Source organism: Vagococcus fluvialis bH819 (genome assembly GCF_900163795.1).
Lineage (GTDB): Bacteria > Bacillota > Bacilli > Lactobacillales > Vagococcaceae > Vagococcus > Vagococcus fluvialis_A.
The window spans coordinates 304836-323833 of the sequence record NZ_FWFD01000003.1 but is presented as its reverse complement, the minus strand read 5'-3'; the positions used below and the strand labels follow the sequence as shown (position 1 = coordinate 323833).

6 protein-coding genes are annotated in these 18998 nt (G+C 31.7%); 5 read left to right on the top strand and 1 reads right to left on the bottom strand.

Annotated elements, in window-relative coordinates; all coding sequences use genetic code 11:
• The first annotated feature begins 297 nt into the window (after positions 1-297).
• Together FM121_RS14335 and FM121_RS01735 are read left to right on the top strand one after the other, a co-directional pair.
• A complete protein-coding gene (locus tag FM121_RS14335) occupies positions 298-13662 on the top strand; it encodes a Cna B-type domain-containing protein (RefSeq protein ID WP_143597049.1) in 13365 nt (4454 codons plus the stop codon).
• A gap of 220 nt (positions 13663-13882) precedes the next feature.
• Positions 13883-14332, top strand: a complete 450-nt coding sequence (locus FM121_RS01735) for an NUDIX hydrolase (protein ID WP_086950432.1) — start codon at positions 13883-13885, stop codon at positions 14330-14332.
• Positions 14333-14385: 53 nt separating this feature from the next.
• Here the strand turns inward: FM121_RS01735 and FM121_RS01730 are convergent, their stop codons facing one another.
• The gene (locus tag FM121_RS01730; protein WP_086950431.1) at positions 14386-15642 is read right to left on the bottom strand and encodes an MFS transporter; all 1257 of its coding nucleotides are present in this window, start codon (positions 15640-15642) and stop codon (positions 14386-14388) included.
• A gap of 97 nt (positions 15643-15739) precedes the next feature.
• Here FM121_RS01730 and FM121_RS01725 point away from each other — a divergent pair, with 97 nt between their 5' ends.
• From FM121_RS01725 to ndk, 3 genes are all read left to right on the top strand, one after another.
• Positions 15740-16717, top strand: coding sequence for a helix-turn-helix domain-containing protein (locus tag FM121_RS01725; RefSeq protein ID WP_086950430.1), 978 nt, complete (start codon positions 15740-15742; stop codon positions 16715-16717).
• Between the two features lie 123 nt (positions 16718-16840).
• On the top strand, positions 16841-18319 hold the full coding sequence (locus tag FM121_RS01720; protein WP_086950429.1) for a DEAD/DEAH box helicase: 1479 nt from the start codon (positions 16841-16843) through the stop codon (positions 18317-18319).
• 102 nt (positions 18320-18421) lie between these two features.
• A complete protein-coding gene (gene ndk / locus FM121_RS01715) occupies positions 18422-18820 on the top strand; it encodes a nucleoside-diphosphate kinase (RefSeq protein ID WP_086950428.1) in 399 nt (132 codons plus the stop codon).
• Positions 18821-18998 lie beyond the last annotated feature (178 nt).

The following is an 18998-nucleotide window of genomic DNA, read 5'->3' as shown; positions in this document are numbered from 1 at the left end:
GTATAATATATTATATAAAGAAAAACAAATGTACAAATTGTTTTATTCTACCTTTTTATCGGTATGTGTTATACTTTAAATAACAAAAAAATCAATATAGTTTTATAATGGAGGGTTTTTTAGTAAGGGTTTAATTTTTTTAATTTTAACAAATATTAAGTTACAAATATTAAGTTTTTTTTAAGAACAGGAGTTTTAAAAAAAATAAAAATTGTTTCTTTTTTTAAAATGTGTTATTTTTTAAAATGACGTTTTTTGAACGGTGGTTATATAAATAAAAATGGGAGGAATAAAGAGATGAAATTAAAAAAATCGGTATTTATGCTTACGGTTATGTTAATGAGTATCTTGGCTCAATTTGTTTCAACAATTGGAACAATTCAGGCTTTTGCAGAAACAGTGGATAGTGAGGTTATTACTGAACAAGAACCTGGGAACTTACCAGATGTAAAAAATACGATTAATGAGGCAATTGCTAATGTGCCAATTGATGAGACTGTTTTAACATCAGATAATGAAGATGAAAAACAAACGGATGAGACGATAGAAGCAGAGACGCAATCAGAAGAAAAAAAATTAGAGGAGAGAGCAGTTGAAGGTGGTAGAGATATAACTAAAATGCCTAATGCTGATCAATTGCCAAAAGATAAATATGGTGAACCTATGATTTTAACTGATGCTGACATGACTTTAAACGGAAAACCAATCACAGCAGTTGATCCATTGAAGATTGGTGATAAATTTCAAATCAATTATCAGTTTAGAATCCCGGATGAGTTTGGAGCAACCATGGCTGATGGTGATTATTTTGAGTTTTCCTTACCAGAATCAGATATTATAACATTAACGGAAAGTCAGGATGGAGATTTAGTTGACCCTGATAACAATATAGTTTATGGAAAATATTATGCTGAAACTGATGGTAGTGTCAAGATGGTTTTCAATGCTGAAGTTTCTAAAAATAATGATGTAGATGGCAAACTGATGTTTTCCATGAAAATTGATGAGAAAACGATTATTATTCCCGGAGAGCATACCATTGAAATTCCCGGTGTGATAAATACGGATGGGCTAGTGATCTTTATTGTTGGACAATACCAATCATACATTGAAAAACAATATGTAGGTAGTGAAGGAGATACATTAAAGTGGCAAGTTTTAATTAACCCAAATTACTTAAAAATAGATGATTTAACATTATCGGATTTTACACGCATTGGAATAAAAGATGTTGCTAAAAGTATTAATATTGATGGGATGAGAAAAGTAGATGTTGATATTAAAGGAAATATTACAGAAGTAGAAAAGCTAGATGTTTCTCAAATGACTGTTAATAAGGAAGGAATTATCAATACAGGACTGAATTCGATAGATAGCCCTTATCAATTAGATATTAGTACACCTTTATTACTTGGAACAACGGGAACAGTAACTAATACAGCGTTATTATTCGGTAAGGTTGGAAATGAAGAGATTGGACAAAGTGCAACTGCAGAAGCTAATGCAGGACAAGAGTTAATTACTAAAGAAGCGGGGATTTATGATAAAAAAAATCAAACCGTAGACTGGACCATTACTTATAATCCTAAAGAACTTCATATAGATCAAAAAGATGCATTTTTTACAGATAATATAGAAAATGGAACATTGATTGAAGATAGCATGACGGTTTCACCCAATTTATCACATACAGTAAAACCGTCTGCTGATAAAAAATCTTTTGATTTTAATTTTAACCAAGATGTTAATGAGAAAGTTATTATCAAATACAAAACAAAAATTATTAATAGTAATTCAAAATTTGTTCGAAATAAGGTGATTGCTGGAGAACAAGAAATTACTGTTGAAAAAGATATCTCGGGACCTGGTGAAGGTGAGGGAGATGGAGACGGCGAAGATGGGGACGTCATTAGCACGATTAAAAAATCTACCCCTCAAATAATTGGAAACAATGGTGGTAGATGGACACTAGACATTAATCAGGAAAAAGCTAAATTAGATAGCTGGTGGGTTGAGGATCGTGTCGATACAGGCTCAATAAATAAAGGAACACTGCAAGTTTGGTATGCTGATAAAAGCATTGTACCTGCTAATGAATATACTATTGATTGGATTGAAGAAGGTAGTGTAACAAAAGGTTTTAAGTTAACTTATAAAAAACCAACTTCAGAACATTTTAGAATTTTTTATTCAACAACACTGGATAATCGAAAATCACAAACCAATCAGGCTAATTATCATTACGTTGTAAGTGGTAAGGAAAAAGAAGATGATGATTCTAAAACGTTATCTCCTCCCCCATTAGGAGAAATAGGATTAGCCAAATCGGGTCATTTTATTCCAGAAGATAACGAGATAGAATGGACAGTTGTGATTAATGATAATGGGAGAGTACCGATTCAATCAAATCATATGTTAATTGATCCAATCAAAGATGATCAAACTTATGTGAAAGATTCAGCTAAAGTATTTTATAAATATAGTTCTTACTGGGAAGAAAATCAATCATCTAATATTAGCTTTAATGAGTCTAAAAACGAATTAAAAGTAACTGGACTTATAGAAAATGACTACACACAAAAAGTTGTTTTTAGAACTAAGTTGAAAAATCCCAAAGATATTTTAAATAAAACAATCGAAAACACTGCTTATTATTCTGATGATAACACACCGGAAAAATCGGCAACCGGAACATTGGAAAAAATTAATAATAACGATTTATTTTTAAAGAAAAATGGGACAGTAAACTCGCTGGATCCAACGTTAATTGATTGGAAGATTGACGTCAACCCTTATAATCAACATTTAAAAGACCTAGAAATTTTTGATGATAGCTGGGAAAATCAGATTATTATTAGAGAGTCTATTGTCTTAAGAAATCCTTATACTAATTACACTATGTTAGAAGGAATTGATTATATTTTAGATTACACGGAGCGTGGTTTTCACATCAAGGTAAAAGATGATGTTACGACGAAGTTAATTCTAACGTATCAAGGGCGAATTATTTTTCCGAGTGGAACAGTACCTGGAACTTCTCAGCAAGTAACCAATAAAGTTAGAATGACAGCTAAAGGTGTCTATACGACTGAAAATCCGATTGAAGTTAAGGTACCTGTTAAAGTGCCAGATAGTTCTGGAATAATTCAAGGAAAAACTAGAAATTTAAACGTAAGAAAAATTTCAGAAGAAAATCCGAATGAACGCTTGAGTGGAGCAGAATTTGTATTGTATAGAGGGACGAATAAAGACCCTGGCAAAGTTGTTAATCGGATGGTTACAGATGGAAGCGGAAATGCATTGTTTGACAAGTTAACTAAGGGTGACTATTTACTCGTAGAAACTCAGGCTCCTTCTGGCTATAGTATTAGTAGTGAAATGGCATCTGGACGAGTGGTTACTATTTCTGATAGTGACACGACAACAGTTGAAGAAATAGTCAAAAATCCCAAAACAGGCGCTGAAAAAACAATAGAATTTCCAGTTGAAAAGAAATGGGAAAAAGTGCCTTCAGGAGTGGAAACACCAGAAGTAACAGTTAGATTATTCGCTAATGGTGATGAAAAAGAGTCGATGCTCTTAAATTCTGGCAATAAATACCAAGGCACATTTAAAAATCTACCAGAAAAAGAAAATGGAAAAACAGTTAACTATACTGTTAAAGAAGATAGTATTCCTAATTATGAGAGCAATATTAATGGTGGCGTGATTACAAACACATATCATAATACTGGAAAAACAAAATTTTCTGGTAAAAAAATCTGGGAAGATAATGATGATGAGGCAAGAAAACGTCCAGACAAGATAAAAATTATTCTTCAACAAGATGATGGGAAAAATACAGTAGAATATACTGATAAGTATGCTTACGCAAGTGATAGTTGGGCGTATGAATTCACTAATTTACCGGATATTAATGATGAGACGGGGAAACCATTCATATATTCTGTTAAAGAAGCAGATGTTCCTAATGGTTATGAATCCAGTGTTGTAGGAAATAATATTGTTAATACTTATCAGAAAACTGAAAAAACAAGTTTATCTGGAAAGAAGATCTGGAAAGATAATAATGATGAGGCCAAGAAACGTCCAAACAAAGTAACAGTTGAATTATATCAAGATGGAAATTACTATCAAAAACAAGAGGTTTCTTCTAATACAGATTGGTCATATAAATTTACTGACTTACCAATTTACATAGAAGGAACAAAAACTAAACATGAATATAAAGTTCAAGAAGTGGATGTACCAGAAGGTTACAGTTCTCAAGTAATCGAAAGAGATATTGTTAATACTTACACTAAAGAAGAAGTAGAAACAATTGATATTTCAGGTGAGAAGAAGTGGGATGATAATTATAATAGCTTGGAGACTCGTCCAAAGTCTATTACGATTTGGTTAATGAGGGACAATGAAGAAGAACCATATGATCAAAAAATATTAGCACCTGCAATGCCTAATCAAAAATGGAAATATGAGTTTACTGACTTACCTAAATATGCTGAGGACGGTCATGAGTATCGTTATTGGATCTATGAAACAGAAGTCCCAGGTTATGAAACTTATACTGATGGTCAGTATAATTTGGTAAATTATTTAAAAAATGATGAAAAAATAAATATTTCAGGTAAAAAGAAATGGGAAGATGAAAATAATATAGATAAAATCCGACCAGAAGAAATTACGGTTCGTCTATTTAGAGGAATTAAGGAAATTGATACTCAAAAAGTGTCAGAAAAAACAGATTGGAAATATGAATTTAAAGAATTACCTAAATTTGATGATTCACTAAAAGAAATTACTTATACAGTCAAAGAGGATCCGATTCCTGGATATACAACAGAATATATAAAAAATGGGAACAATATAGATATAAAAAATAAACATTCAATCAGTGAAAAATTAAATATTAAAGGTGAAAAATTTTGGCATGGTGATGAAATTTATCAAGATGAAGAATATTTAAAAGAAAATGACTTAAAAAATCCTCGACCTGTAAGCGTTGAAATTCAGTTATTTAGAAATGGTCAATATGAAAAAACAACGTATGCCTATGCAACAAGAGGGTGGAAATATGAATTTAATGATCTTCAAAGATATGATGAAAATGGTGGGATTTATACATATGAAGTTCGTGAAAAAAATGTTCCTCTAAATTATGAAACAGAGACAATTAACCATGATATTCATAACACTTATAATGACGCAGAGTTAGTTGATATACCATTTGAGAAAATTTGGAATGATGGTAATTATAAGCAGCTTCGACCTAACTCTATTGATATCCAACTTCAACAAATGTATGAGGGAAGTTGGTATGATAAAGGGAGAAGACAAACTGTAAAATCGGGTAGCAATGGAAAATGGGAGCATGTCTTCAAAGATTTATCTAAATATAATGAAGACGGTAGTTTGATTGAATACCGAGTCATTGAACATTCATGGAGTAATGATTTAATTGGCTATGAAAGTACTTCTGTTGGAATTAATCTAGTTAATACGTTAAAACCGAAAAAAATTGATATATCAGGAACTAAAAGATGGGATGAGCCTAAAGAGAACAATTTACCGATGAAAGAACTTCGTCCAGAAGAAATCACAGTCAATCTTTACCAAAATGGCGTATGGCTAGAAAGTCAAAAAGTAACTGAAAAAAATGGAAATGGCAATAATAAATGGGAATATCAATTTAAAAATTTGGATAAATTTGATCCCGTTACAATAAAAGATTACGTTTATACAGTAGATGAGGAACCGGTGGCTAATTATGCGCCTACTTATTCTGGAACTAATATTGTCAACACTTACAATCCAACAGAAACAATAGATATTTCAGGCGAGAAGAAGTGGGAAGATCAAAATAATGGTTTTGGCGGACCTCGTCCAATTTCAGTAGACGTTGAGTTGTATCAAGACGGCGTTTTATCCGACACAACAACAGCTTCGGAAAGAACAAAATGGCAATATAGTTTTGAGGATCTACTGAAATTTAATAAAGAGACAGGTAAAGAATTTAAATACACAGTGAAAGAAAAAAATGTCCCTGCAGGATATGAATCAAAGGTAAATAAATATGAAATTACTAATAAATATCTAAATACTGAGATAACAGAAGTCACTGGAGAAAAAGTTTGGGATGATTATGAAAATAAATTCGATACTCGCCCTGAAGAAGTGAAGGTGGTTCTTTATCAAAATAATCATAAATATAAAGAACAAATGGTTAGTGGTAAAAATAACTGGGAATATAAATTTACAGATTTAAAAGTATATGATGATAAAGGGCAACGATACACTTATCGTGTAGAGGAAAGTAATGTCCCACTTGGATATACATCAAAAGTCAGTGAAGGAAAAATTACCAACACCTACCGACCAACATCAAAAATCAACGTATCAGGTGAGAAATTTTGGGATGATTGGGATGATAATCATTCTAATGATGTTAAATCAAGACCATCTGAAATAACAGTTGAACTATATCAAAATATTGAAAAAAGCCAACCTCAAAAAATAAAAGAACAAAAAGTAAAACCTGATAAAAAAGGTAATTGGAGATACAGTTTTGATAATTTAGATGAATATGACGCTAAAGGCAATAAATACATCTACACAGTTAAAGAAACGCCAGTTCCAGGGTATACACAAGAAGTTAAAGGTTATGATATTTTTAATAAGTATATCAATGACGAAAAAACTAAAATTTCTGTTGAAAAAAAATGGACTGGAAATAGTAATGAACCAAATTTCAGACCGGAATCTATCGAAGTTTACTTATTAATAGATGGCAATAAGGATGAAAAAAATTCAGCCATTTTAAATGAAGCAAATGACTGGAAACATACCTTTAACGACTTAAAAAAATACGATGACAATGGTGATTTGTTTGAGTATACAGTGATTGAAGAAGGAATCCCGCAATATATTACGACCTATCAAACAAAAGATAATACAGTTATCATTACTAACACGTTTGATAATGCTACTAATGAAACAAGCATTAGCGGATTGAAAATCTGGGATGATTATAATAATACTCATGATACTAGACCTGATAGTGTAACAATTGGGCTTCTTCAAGATGGTAAACCAATGAAAGATGAAAATGGAAATAATGTTACAACAACAACTAATCCAGGTAAAGGTTGGCAATATGAATTTAGCAACCTACCATTAGAAAAATCACCAGGTGTTAATTATAATTATTCAGTGATGGAAGTTGAGCCACCAGAATTTTATGATGCACCAAAAGTAGATAAAACAAATATTATTAATAAATACCGTAACCGTGAAAAAATCCAAATTAATGGTAAAAAAACATGGAATGACTATGATAATAAATTTAATACTCAACCTGATTCAATCGAAATTACATTAATAAAAGATGGTTCACCAGTTGAGACAGTTGAAGCTAAAAAAGATGATAAATATAAGTTTAGCTTTAATGACTTAGATAAATATGATGAACAAGGCGTGGCCTATACTTATGAAGTAGTAGAAGAAGTAGCAGCACCTTATACTTCAGAGGTAATTTCAACGATAGATGAAGTCAATAATAAAATTGAAGTTGAAGTGGTTAACACCTACAAAAATACTGAAACAGTAGATATCAATGGTGAAAAAAAATGGGACGATTATGATGGTAAGTTAAGTACTAGACCAAATGTAACCATTCAATTGTATTCAAAAACAGAAAAAAATTCGGAACCAAAATTAGTAGCTAATAAATTGGTAACGTCTGCGGACGGTTGGAAATACGAATTCACTGAATTACCTAAATATGATAAACAAGGTGACCTCTTAGAGTATTTTGTGAAAGAATTTATGCTAGGTGGTACAGAGGGTTACACATCTGAAATTGATGGCTTTGACATCACTAACCATTATGTTAATAATGAAACAGTAAGATTCAAAGGAATTAAAAATTGGATAGAGCATAACGAGGATGCCAAACATCGTCCAAATGAAATCACAGTTGGACTTTATGTTGATGATACTAAAATTGACGAAACGAAAACAGATGAATCTAAAAATTGGGCTTGGGAGTTTGATAAGGATTACCCAGTATATGATAAATTAGGAAATGAAATTCCTTATCAAATTAAGGAAAATGTGGCAGATTATACAACGAGTATTGAGGAATCAAAAGATAGCGATAAGAGAGTTAGAGAGTATGTCATTACTAATAAATACATCAATACTGAAAAGACTGAGCTAAGTGTCAGTAAATCTTGGGATGATTTTAATAACGCTCTTACAACTAGACCTGGTATCGTAAAAGTAACATTATTCAAAAATGGTAATCCTACAACACAGCAAGTAGAATTATCAGAAACCAATAAGTGGCAACATACATTTACAGACTTATTAGTTTACGATGAAGATGGTCGTAAGAATATCTATACAGCTCAAGAAGAAGAGATTGAAGGGTATACTCAAATTAAAGACGGACCTAATTTTATCAATCAGTCTGAGAAAGTAACTGAATTAACACATCTATCTGGTGAAAAAATTTGGGATGATGAAAATAATACATTGCAACAACGACCAGGTTATATCACTGTTGTTCTTTATCAAAATGGTAATCCAATGATTGATGAAAACTATCAAGCTGTTTCTCAAAAAGTTGGCTTAGTAACGAATTGGAAATATGATTTTAAAGATCTACCTAAGTATGATGATGAAGGAAAAGAGTATGTTTATTCTATAGAAGAGCTTGCTGTGGATAAGTACAAAACAAATATAATTGTTAACAGCCCAACAGAAATTAATATTGTTAATAAATATCGTAATACTGATAAAATCAAAATTGACGGTAAAAAGACTTGGGATGATTTAGATAATAAGTTATTAATTCGTCCAGAAACGATTAAAATTGAACTTTACCAAAGTGGTCGTGAATTGCCTTATGATGTGAAAGAGGTCAAAGCAGATAACAACGGAAATTGGTCTTACATGTTTGAGGATTTACCTAAGTATGATGGTCAACTAAAAGAATATACGTATACAGTGAAAGAACAATCTATTTCTGGTTATGATTCAAAAGTTGATGGTTACGATATTAAAAATACCTATCGAAATGACGAATTAACTAAATTAGAAGGCGAAAAAATCTGGTTTGATGAAGATGACAAACTAGGTAGACGTCCAGAATCAATTACTGTTGAACTACATCAAAATGGTAATCTAATGCTCGATAAAGATGGAAAAGAAGTTACCCAAACCATTAACAGTGAGCAAGATGGATGGAAGTATTCGTTTAAGGATCTACCAGTCTATGATGATAAGTTAGATAAATATACTTATACGGTAAAAGAAAAACCAGTTGATAATTATACGAGTACTATCATTAATTCTAATCGACCAGCGATTGTTAATACGATAGTTGTAGATGATAAAACATCTGTCCTTGTTAACAAAAAATGGGAGGATGAGAATAATAAACTAAACAAAAGACCTAATAGTATTCAAGTCAATTTATATCGTAATAATGGTAAAATACCTTACAGGACCCAAAAAGTAATACCAAATGAAAATGGTTCTTGGAGTTATGAATTTACGAATTTACCTAAGTATGATAAAAAATTAGATCTTTATAAATACACGGTTAGAGAAATGAAAGTCCCAGGTTATAGTGGTGTAATCGTAGATGATCACGTAACTAATGTCTCGACAATTACCAACACTTATGATAATAAAGATGAAACAGAAATTAAAGGTTATAAAGCTTGGGATGATCAAGACAATAAATTAGAGTCTAGACCAACTTCGATTTATGTTGATCTATATCGTTCTGATTCTACAGATGTGTATCAGTCACAAAAAGTGATTGCAGATGACGATGGCTATTGGTACTATTCATTTAAAAATCTACCAAAATATGATGATGATTTAGAACTTTATGAGTATAAAGTGAAAGAGCAACCTGTCCATCATTATGATAGTGAAGTAGATGGCTTTAATATTCTTAATACTTATCGAAATGATGATAAAACAGAAGTTAAGGGTGAGAAAAAATGGGTCGATTTAGATGACAAATTAAATAAACGACCTGAATCTATTGAAGTCGAATTATATCAAAATAATAAAAAAATTGATAAGAAAACAGTTGTTGAGGGTGACGATGGTAAGTGGCTATATGAATTTACTAATCTACCTAAATATGACGCTAATTTAAAAGAGTATAAATACACGGTCAGAGAACCTAAAATTGCTGATTATAAAACAGAAGTTGATGGTACAATGATTACTAACTATTATCAAAATAAAGAGGTAACTAAAGTTTCTGGTAAAAAAGTATGGCAAGATCATGATGATAAAATTAATTCACGTCCAGCTACAATCCAAGTGGACCTTTATCAAAATGAAGGGAAAAAACCATATAAAACAGAATTAGTGAAATCAAATGGAACCAGTGAATGGTCTTATGAATTTACTGATTTACCAAAATATGATGATAAATTAGAAGAATACCGTTATACAGTGAAAGAGCAAAAAGTACCTCATTATAGTACGGAAATCAAGGATACAACGATCACTAATACGTATGACAATGACCGGGTGATTGGTATTAAGGGTGAGAAAAAATGGGTTGATTTTGATAACAAATTAGAATCAAGACCGACAACGATTTATGTTGATCTATATCAAGGTGAATCCAAAGCACCAATGGTAACAGAAGTTGTTACACCTGATACAAATGGTAAATGGGAATATGAGTTTGTTAATCTACCAGAGTATGATGAGAACTTAGAGAAATATGAGTATCAAATCAAAGAACGAGAAGTCCCTCATTACAATACTGAAATTAAGGATACGACTATTATTAATACGTATCGAAATAATGACAAAATTAATCTTTCTGGTGAGAAGAAATGGAACGATTTTGATAATAAATTGAATAAACGTCCAAAAGCTATCAAAGTTTATTTATATCAAAATGATGACCAAAAACCAATAAAATCTAAAAATGTCAAAGCAGATAGTGAAGGCAATTGGAACTATACCTTTATTGATTTACCAAAATATGATGATGAATTAAATGAGTACAAATACACAGTGAAAGAAAAAACGGTGAAAGATTATGATAGTGAAGTAGAAGGTACAACTATCACTAATACGTATCAAAATAAAGAAGTAACCTTGATTAAGGGTGAAAAAGTTTGGTCAGAGGATAAAGACGATAAGTTAAAACAAAGACCAAGTGAAATTACTGTTTATCTTCATCAAAATGGTAATAAGGAACCGATGAAAGAACAAACAGTGGCACCAGATAAAAATAATCATTGGTCGTATGAATTCAAAGACTTGCCAAAATATGACGAAGAATTAGAACCATTTACGTATACTGTGAGTGAGAAAAAAGTACCACATTACGATAGTGAAGTCAGTGGTACAACAATCACTAATACGTATCGAAATGATGATAAAACAGAGATTATGGGTCAAAAAATTTGGCAAGATGAAGACAATGAATTAAATACACGTCCAACCTCTATCCAAATTGACTTATATCAAAATGGTGATAAAAAACCGTTTAAAACACAAACAGTCACAGGAGATGCAAAAGGAAATTGGTCATATGCGTTCGAAGAGTTGCCAATGTATGATGCTAATCTAGATAAGTATGTTTACACAGTGAAAGAACAGGATGTTGCTAAATACAACGGTAAAGTAGAAGGAACGACGATTACTAATACCTACATTAATGATATTAAAACTGAATTATCTGGTGAAAAAACATGGTCAGATAAAGATGATAAACTAAATGTTCGACCAAGTTTGATTAAAGTAGATCTCTATCAAAATGGAGAAAAAATGCCAGGTAAAACTGAAATAGTGAAACCGAACAAATCTGGAGAGTGGCACTATACATTTAAAGACTTACCGAAGTATGATGAAAAATTAAAAGAATTTAAGTATACGGTTAAGGAACAAGAAGTGACACATTACGATAGTAAAGTAGAAGGTAACAATATTCTTAATACTTACCGTAATGATGATGAGACGGAAATTTCTGGTGAGAAAAAATGGCTTGATGAAAATAATAAAATTAAGTCTAGACCAGATTCAATTAAAGTTGATCTCTATCAAAATGAAGGCGAAAAACCATTTAAAACACAAGTGGTAGAACCTAATAAGTCAGGTGACTGGAAGTATACATTCGATAAGTTACCGAAGTATGATGCTAACTACGATGAGTATCGTTACACAGTGAAAGAACAACCTGTGGCTCACTATGAAACGCAAATCAATGGTACAACGATTACTAATACGTATCAAAATACAGATTTAACCAAAGTTGAGGGTCAAAAACAGTGGAATGATGAAGGCAATAAACTAAAAGTACGTCCTGAATCAATTACTGTAGATCTCTATCAAAATGGTGGTAAAAAAGCTTACCAAACACAAGAAGTTAAAGCTAATACTAAAGGTGAGTGGTCTTACGAATTTAAAGACTTACCAAAATATGATAAAGACTTAAATCTATACGAGTATACAGTAAAAGAAAAAGCAGTTGATGATTATACAACGGTTATTGAAGGTACGACAATTATTAATACTTATAAAAATGTCGAAGTCACTGAGCTTTCTGGAGAGAAAAGATGGCAAGATTTTGATAATAAAGTTAATTCAAGACCTGGCTCAATCATGGTCGATTTATATCAAAATGATGAAAAGCAACCATTCAGATCTCAAAAAGTAACACCAGATAAAAATGGTAATTGGAAATATACATTTAAGGCTTTACCAAAATATGATGAGCAGTTAAATGACTATCAATATACCGTTAAAGAACAAACAGTTCCACATTATGACAGTCAAGTCAGTGGAACAACTATAACGAATACTTACCGAAATGATGATAAAATAAAATTTGAAGGTAAGAAAATTTGGGATGATGCAGATAATAAATTAAATGTTCGACCAAATGCTATTACCGTTGATTTGTATCAAAATGGCAAAAAAATGTCAGGTAAAACTCAAGAAGTAACACCAGATAAAAAAGGTGATTGGACTTATGAGTTTACTGATTTACCAAAATACGATGATCAGTTAGAGGCGTATAGTTATACAGTGAAAGAGCAACCAGTAGCTAATTATGATAGTAAAGTAATAGGGAAAAATATTACCAATACTTACCAAAATAATCAAAAGACTGAAATCACTGGTCAAAAATTTTGGAATGATAATGGTAATAAAGGGAATACACGTCCAGATTCAATCATAGTTGAACTGTATCAAAACAATGGTAATCTTCCTGTTAGAAAGCAAACCGTCGTACCAGATAAAAATGGTAATTGGCACTATGCTTTCAATGATTTACCCAAACATGATGCAGCTTTAAATGACTATCAGTATACTGTAAAAGAGTTGCCAGTGGCGGGCTATACATCGAGTGTAAATGGAACAACCATTACGAACACGTTAGATTCTAGCATTACACCACCAAAACCAAAGGATCCTAAACCAAAAATTCCATTAGTACCGGTTGATCCAGTTAGTCCAACACGTAGATTGCCGTGGACTGGTCGAGAAACACCGACTAGCCATTTACCAAAAACAGGTGAAAATGAAAAAAATCTATTCTTACTTTCGTTAGTAGGATTATCACTAATCTCTATGAGTGGTATGGCGCTTTATTTCAGAAAAAGATATTAAGAACATGAAAGGGTGGGGCAAAAGTCGTTTTGCTCTGAGCAACTGGAGGCAAAAACGAACAATCAGTCATTTTGATTGATCGTTTTTGGTGAAGTTGTCGTGAGAGCAGACTTTTTATCCCCTGACTATTAAAAATTATTCGTATAAATAAAAGCGAGGCTGACATTTGGAGCAGCCTCGTTTTTGGTATAATAAAGTAAATATTGGAGGAGGGATTATATTGGACGCTAGAACAATGATAGGCGACACCAAGTTTGATGTGAGAGTGAGTGGCATACTAGAAATTGATGGGAAAGTGTTAGTAACGAATGAATCAGATGGAGTTAAAACTTTACCAGGTGGAGCAATCAAAACGAAGGAAACGACTGGAGACGCAATCATTAGAGAATTTTATGAAGAAACACACTTGAAAATTACAGTTAATCGACTAGTTGCTTGTATTGAAAATCTTTTTTATTATGGAGATCTGCCTTACCAACAACTTAATTTTATTTATGAGGTATCATTAGCAGATGAAAATCAAAGTGAGATTGAATGGCATGATACAGTAACGACTGAATGGCTAATTAAAGATAGTATTAATAATCAATTGACACCCATTGTTTTAAATGAATTGATTGTTAGTGAAAGACAAGTATTTCAACAGATAGTTAATCAAGAAGAAAAATAAAATGAAATAAGAATGGTTTGGATTCAAAAGAAAGCTCCTTGCGATAATAAGTCCTAACCTTCTTTTTTCCTATTTTTATTTTTTGATGTCAGCGAAATAATTAGAAAAACAATAGATACTCCACCATAAAGAATCCAACTTAAAGTATCATTCACCACATTAGCAGTTCCTAAGAAAATAAGTTGTCCAACAGGAGCTCCTGCCAAAACTAAGGTACTAAAAACACCACTTGTAATACCCAATTTTTCTTGAGGTACTTCACTAATCATGTAAGCTGATACACGAGGATTTAGTTTCCCAATAAGGTAACCTAGGGTAAAAAGAGACAAGAGAACCAAAATGATAGAGTGAACTAAAATTAAAAAAATTGGAATAAGAGTTGTATTGGCCAATATTAAGGTAATAACGATTGAACTGTTTACATTTTTAAAGAAATCTTTAGTGAATAAAGAACCAGTTAAAACACCGACTGAAATAAAAATACCTATCAGCGCAATTGTATTGGGCAAATTGCCAATCCAAAGATATTCCTTTGTGAGAAGTGAAATATTTAAAAGTGATTCAGAGGTACTTGTTAGTAAGTTGATTAAAATAGCGAAGAAAATAATCATTTTTAAATAAGGATTTTTCATTAATAAAGCAATAACTTCTTTAAAATCTTTAGTAAATGAATTCGTTTTAGTTTGCATTGTTTTCTCTACTTTTAAAGCATCATTCCATGGTTTCAAAAGTGAATAATGCGTTAAAATTATAAGAGCTGCAATTAAAAAGGTGAGAGCGTTGATTCCGGCAAAGATAGAAAAATTATAATTTAATTGAACAATTAATATGGCTCCTATCCCTTGAAAAATTAACTGGATCAATGTTTGAAGAGCAGTTTGAAAACCCATGACATCTCTTAAATTCTTTTCATCTACTAATTCTTTAATGAACGGTAATTGAATGGCACTGCTGAAAAAACCTAGACAATCTGCGATAACATTGATTAAAAGTAAAATGATAAATAGTAAAAGTGAGGGCTTCAATAAAATTAGAAAAGCAAGCAAACTAAAGAGTAAAAATTGAGTTAACCTAGAGTAAATATTCCATTTTAATTTTTCTTTTGTGTGATCTGCTAAGTGCCCAACAAGAGGTTGAAAGAGGCTTGGAATAAAAATTGTAATAGAAGCAAGTGAAACTGCTAAGGTATTAAATGGAAGTGTACTAGCATAGACAATGAAAACAATGTTAAAAAGACTATTTCCGATGGCATTAAGCAAAGTTGCGTTAGTTAAAATACGGTATTCTTTATTAGTTAAATATGTATTCATATTAGCTCACCTCGTTGATTTATTTGTTAAGTTAAGTATAAGTGAGGTAAACTAGTGATATCAGATAATTCTACTATAGTGGAAAAAAGGTGAAGAGATGGATGAAGGGAAATTATTTAGAAAGCTTAGAAAAGATCGGGGACTTAGCTTAGAGCAAGTCTCAGACGAGTTAAACAGTGTTTCTTTTATTAGTAAATTTGAAAAGGGTAACTCAAATATTAGTCTTCATAGGATGGAACGTTTGCTTAATAATATTAATGTCTCGGTGGAGGAGTTTTTTTATTTAAGAGAACTAGAAGAGAATCCAAAACTTAATGAAGATATTAAGATTTTGAGAGGTTATTTGACGAGTGAATTTTATTATTATATCGCTAAGTTACTATCTGTTAATGATCAAGCGGTAAAAAAGAGTTTTGAAATTGGGATTATTGAGATGAAAAAAATCAAAACAGAGATGAATTCTAAAAAAAGTTGGCAAAGATTTATTTCCATTTATTGTGATATCTGTATTTACACATATGAAGGCAATATGAATAATAGAAAAGAAAGAACAACTGAAATAGAAACGGCAGAGATTAATTTAATGTCTAAACCAGTGATTACCTATTTATATAAAGTAGAGGATTGGGGTGTTTTTGAATTAGTTTTATTCAAGATGTTTTTATTCACTTTTAAAGCAGAACAAATTTATCAACTGTTACCATTAGCAATTAATAGAACAGAAAAAGAAAGTCAGTTCCATGTCATAATGAAATTTAAATCAGAAATTATTTTCTCAAGTTTTTCTTATTTTGCTAATTTTAGACACCAAGTATGGGCGAAAGAAACTCTGATTTTGGCTCGAAATATGTTGAAAAATCAAATGGATTTAACCAATAGTACTTGTCTTTTATTTTATGAGGGATGGTATCAGTTAATTTTTGAGGATGAGGAAAAAGGATTAGAAACATGTCATCAAGCTACCTCTATTTTTAGAATTTTGGAGCAGCCTAAGATGGAAAATACTTTCAAATATATTCTAATAAATATTCGGAAAAACAAAGAAGAACCAGATGAATATTTTATGTTTGTCTAAACCTATTGCTCATTTCTCGTGTGTTATTCACAAAAACGTGGTACACTGTGGAAGCTAAAAAATAAATTTAGGCAAGTGAAGGACTCACAATTTTTACTTGTTTAATTGAAGGATGTAGATTAAATGAGTACCAATTATTTTGTGAATTACCCTTTAGATGAATCAATCATCAAAGCCTTAGATGTTTTGAAATATACAAAACCAACCCAAGTTCAACAAGAAGTCATACCATTATTATTAAATAAAAAAGATGTGATTGTAAAATCTCAAACAGGTAGTGGGAAAACGGCTGCTTTTGGTATCCCTATTTGTGAGTTAGTGGAGTGGGAAGAAAGAGCACCGCAAGCCTTAGTCCTAACACCGACAAGAGAGCTAGCGACACAAATTAAAGAAGAAATTTTTAATATTGGTCGTTACAAACGAATCAAAGTAGAAGCGTTGTTTGGTAAAAGTTCTTACCAATCACAAGTTAAAAATTTAAATCAAAGAACCCATGTAGTGGTTGCGACACCAGGGCGATTGTTTGACCATATCGAAAGAGGATCGATTGATTTAACTAAAATTAAAACAGTGATTATCGATGAAGCCGATGAAATGTTTGCGATGGGATTCATAGAACAAGTAGAACAAATTTTAAAAGAATTACCTAATAATAGAACAACTGCTCTATTTTCAGCGACTATGCCAAAAGGTGTTGCATCATTAGCTGACCGCTATTTAAAAAAAGCGCAAACAGTTGCAATCGAAGTGAGTGAAGAATCTAAAAAACGTATTTTTCAACAATTCGTCCGTGTCGAAGAAGATACTAAATTATCAACAATGAAAGATATTTTAGTTGTTGAAAATCCAGAGAGCAGTATTATTTTCTGTAATACTAAAATCATGGTTGATAAATTAACTTATGAGCTTCAAAAAGCAGGTGTTAAAATAGAAATGCTACATGGTGGTATGGAACAAAGCGATCGTAGTTCTGTGATTCAAGACTTCAAACGTGGTTACTTCAGACATTTAGTCGCAACAGATGTAGCCGCGCGTGGGATTGATGTGGCTGATATTGGCTTGGTTGTAAACTATGATTTACCCGAAAAAGCAGAAACTTATGTCCACAGAATCGGGCGTACTGCCAGATTTGAAAACAGTGGTAAAGCCTTGTCATTAGTAAATTACCGTGATAAAGCTCAATTTAATGAAATTTTAGAATCACAAGATCGGTTGATTGAAGAAGCTTACCGACCGTCAAAAGCGATTGTTGATAAATATCGTATGGAATTTGATATGAAACAAACGCAAAAACCTACACTAAAAAAAGAAAAAGGTCATGATTTCAAAGATGATATCATGAAAATCCACATTAATGCTGGTAAGAAAACAAAAATGAGACCTGGAGATGTCGTGGGTGCTTTATGCAATATTGATGGCATGACAGGGGATGACATTGGGGTAATCAACTTAATGGATATCTCAACATTCGTAGAAATTTTAAATGGTAAAGGTGAAATGGTCTTAAAAACACTACAAACAATGCCGATTAAAGGACGTATTCGCCGAGTGAGTCGTTCGAATGAAAGTAACTACGAAAAAGATTTAAGAAGAAATAGATAAAATGTACAAAAGGAATTATTAAGTTAATTCCTTTTCCTATTGCTTTAAATCATGAAAACGCATACAATTGAAATGTTATTTAAATTTTAGGAGGATGTATGAATGGAAGAAACGTTAGTTATTATTAAGCCGGATGGTGTAAGGCAAAAAGCAGTTGGAGAGATTATTACACGTTTTGAACGTCGAGGTTTCGAGATCAAGGCGATGAAACATACTGTTTTAAAGGAAGAAGTCGTTATGGAGCATTATGCTCATTTAAAAACGAAACCTTTTTTTAGAGAAGTTGTAGACTTTATGATTTCTGGTCCGGTTGTTTGTCTGATTTTAGAAGCAGAACATGGTATTGCTTCGGTCAGACAAATGGTTGGGGCAACTAATCCTCAAGAAGCATTACCAGGTACAATTCGAGCTGATTATGGTTTTATTTCAGGATCAAATATCATCCATGCCTCTGATTGTCAAGAAGCAGCAGAAATCGAGATTAAGCGTTTCTTTGGTTAAAAATAATAGTAAGTATAGAGGCTGACTTTATTTTGTCAGTCTTTTTTTATTTCTTGAAGTAGAGCACCTTTTTATTCACCTCTTTCAATTATGAAGAAATTTTCACTTTTTTAAACTTCAAATAGATAGAAGAAGCAAGCTTAATCTAGTACACTAAAGAAAATAAGGTTTGAATGGA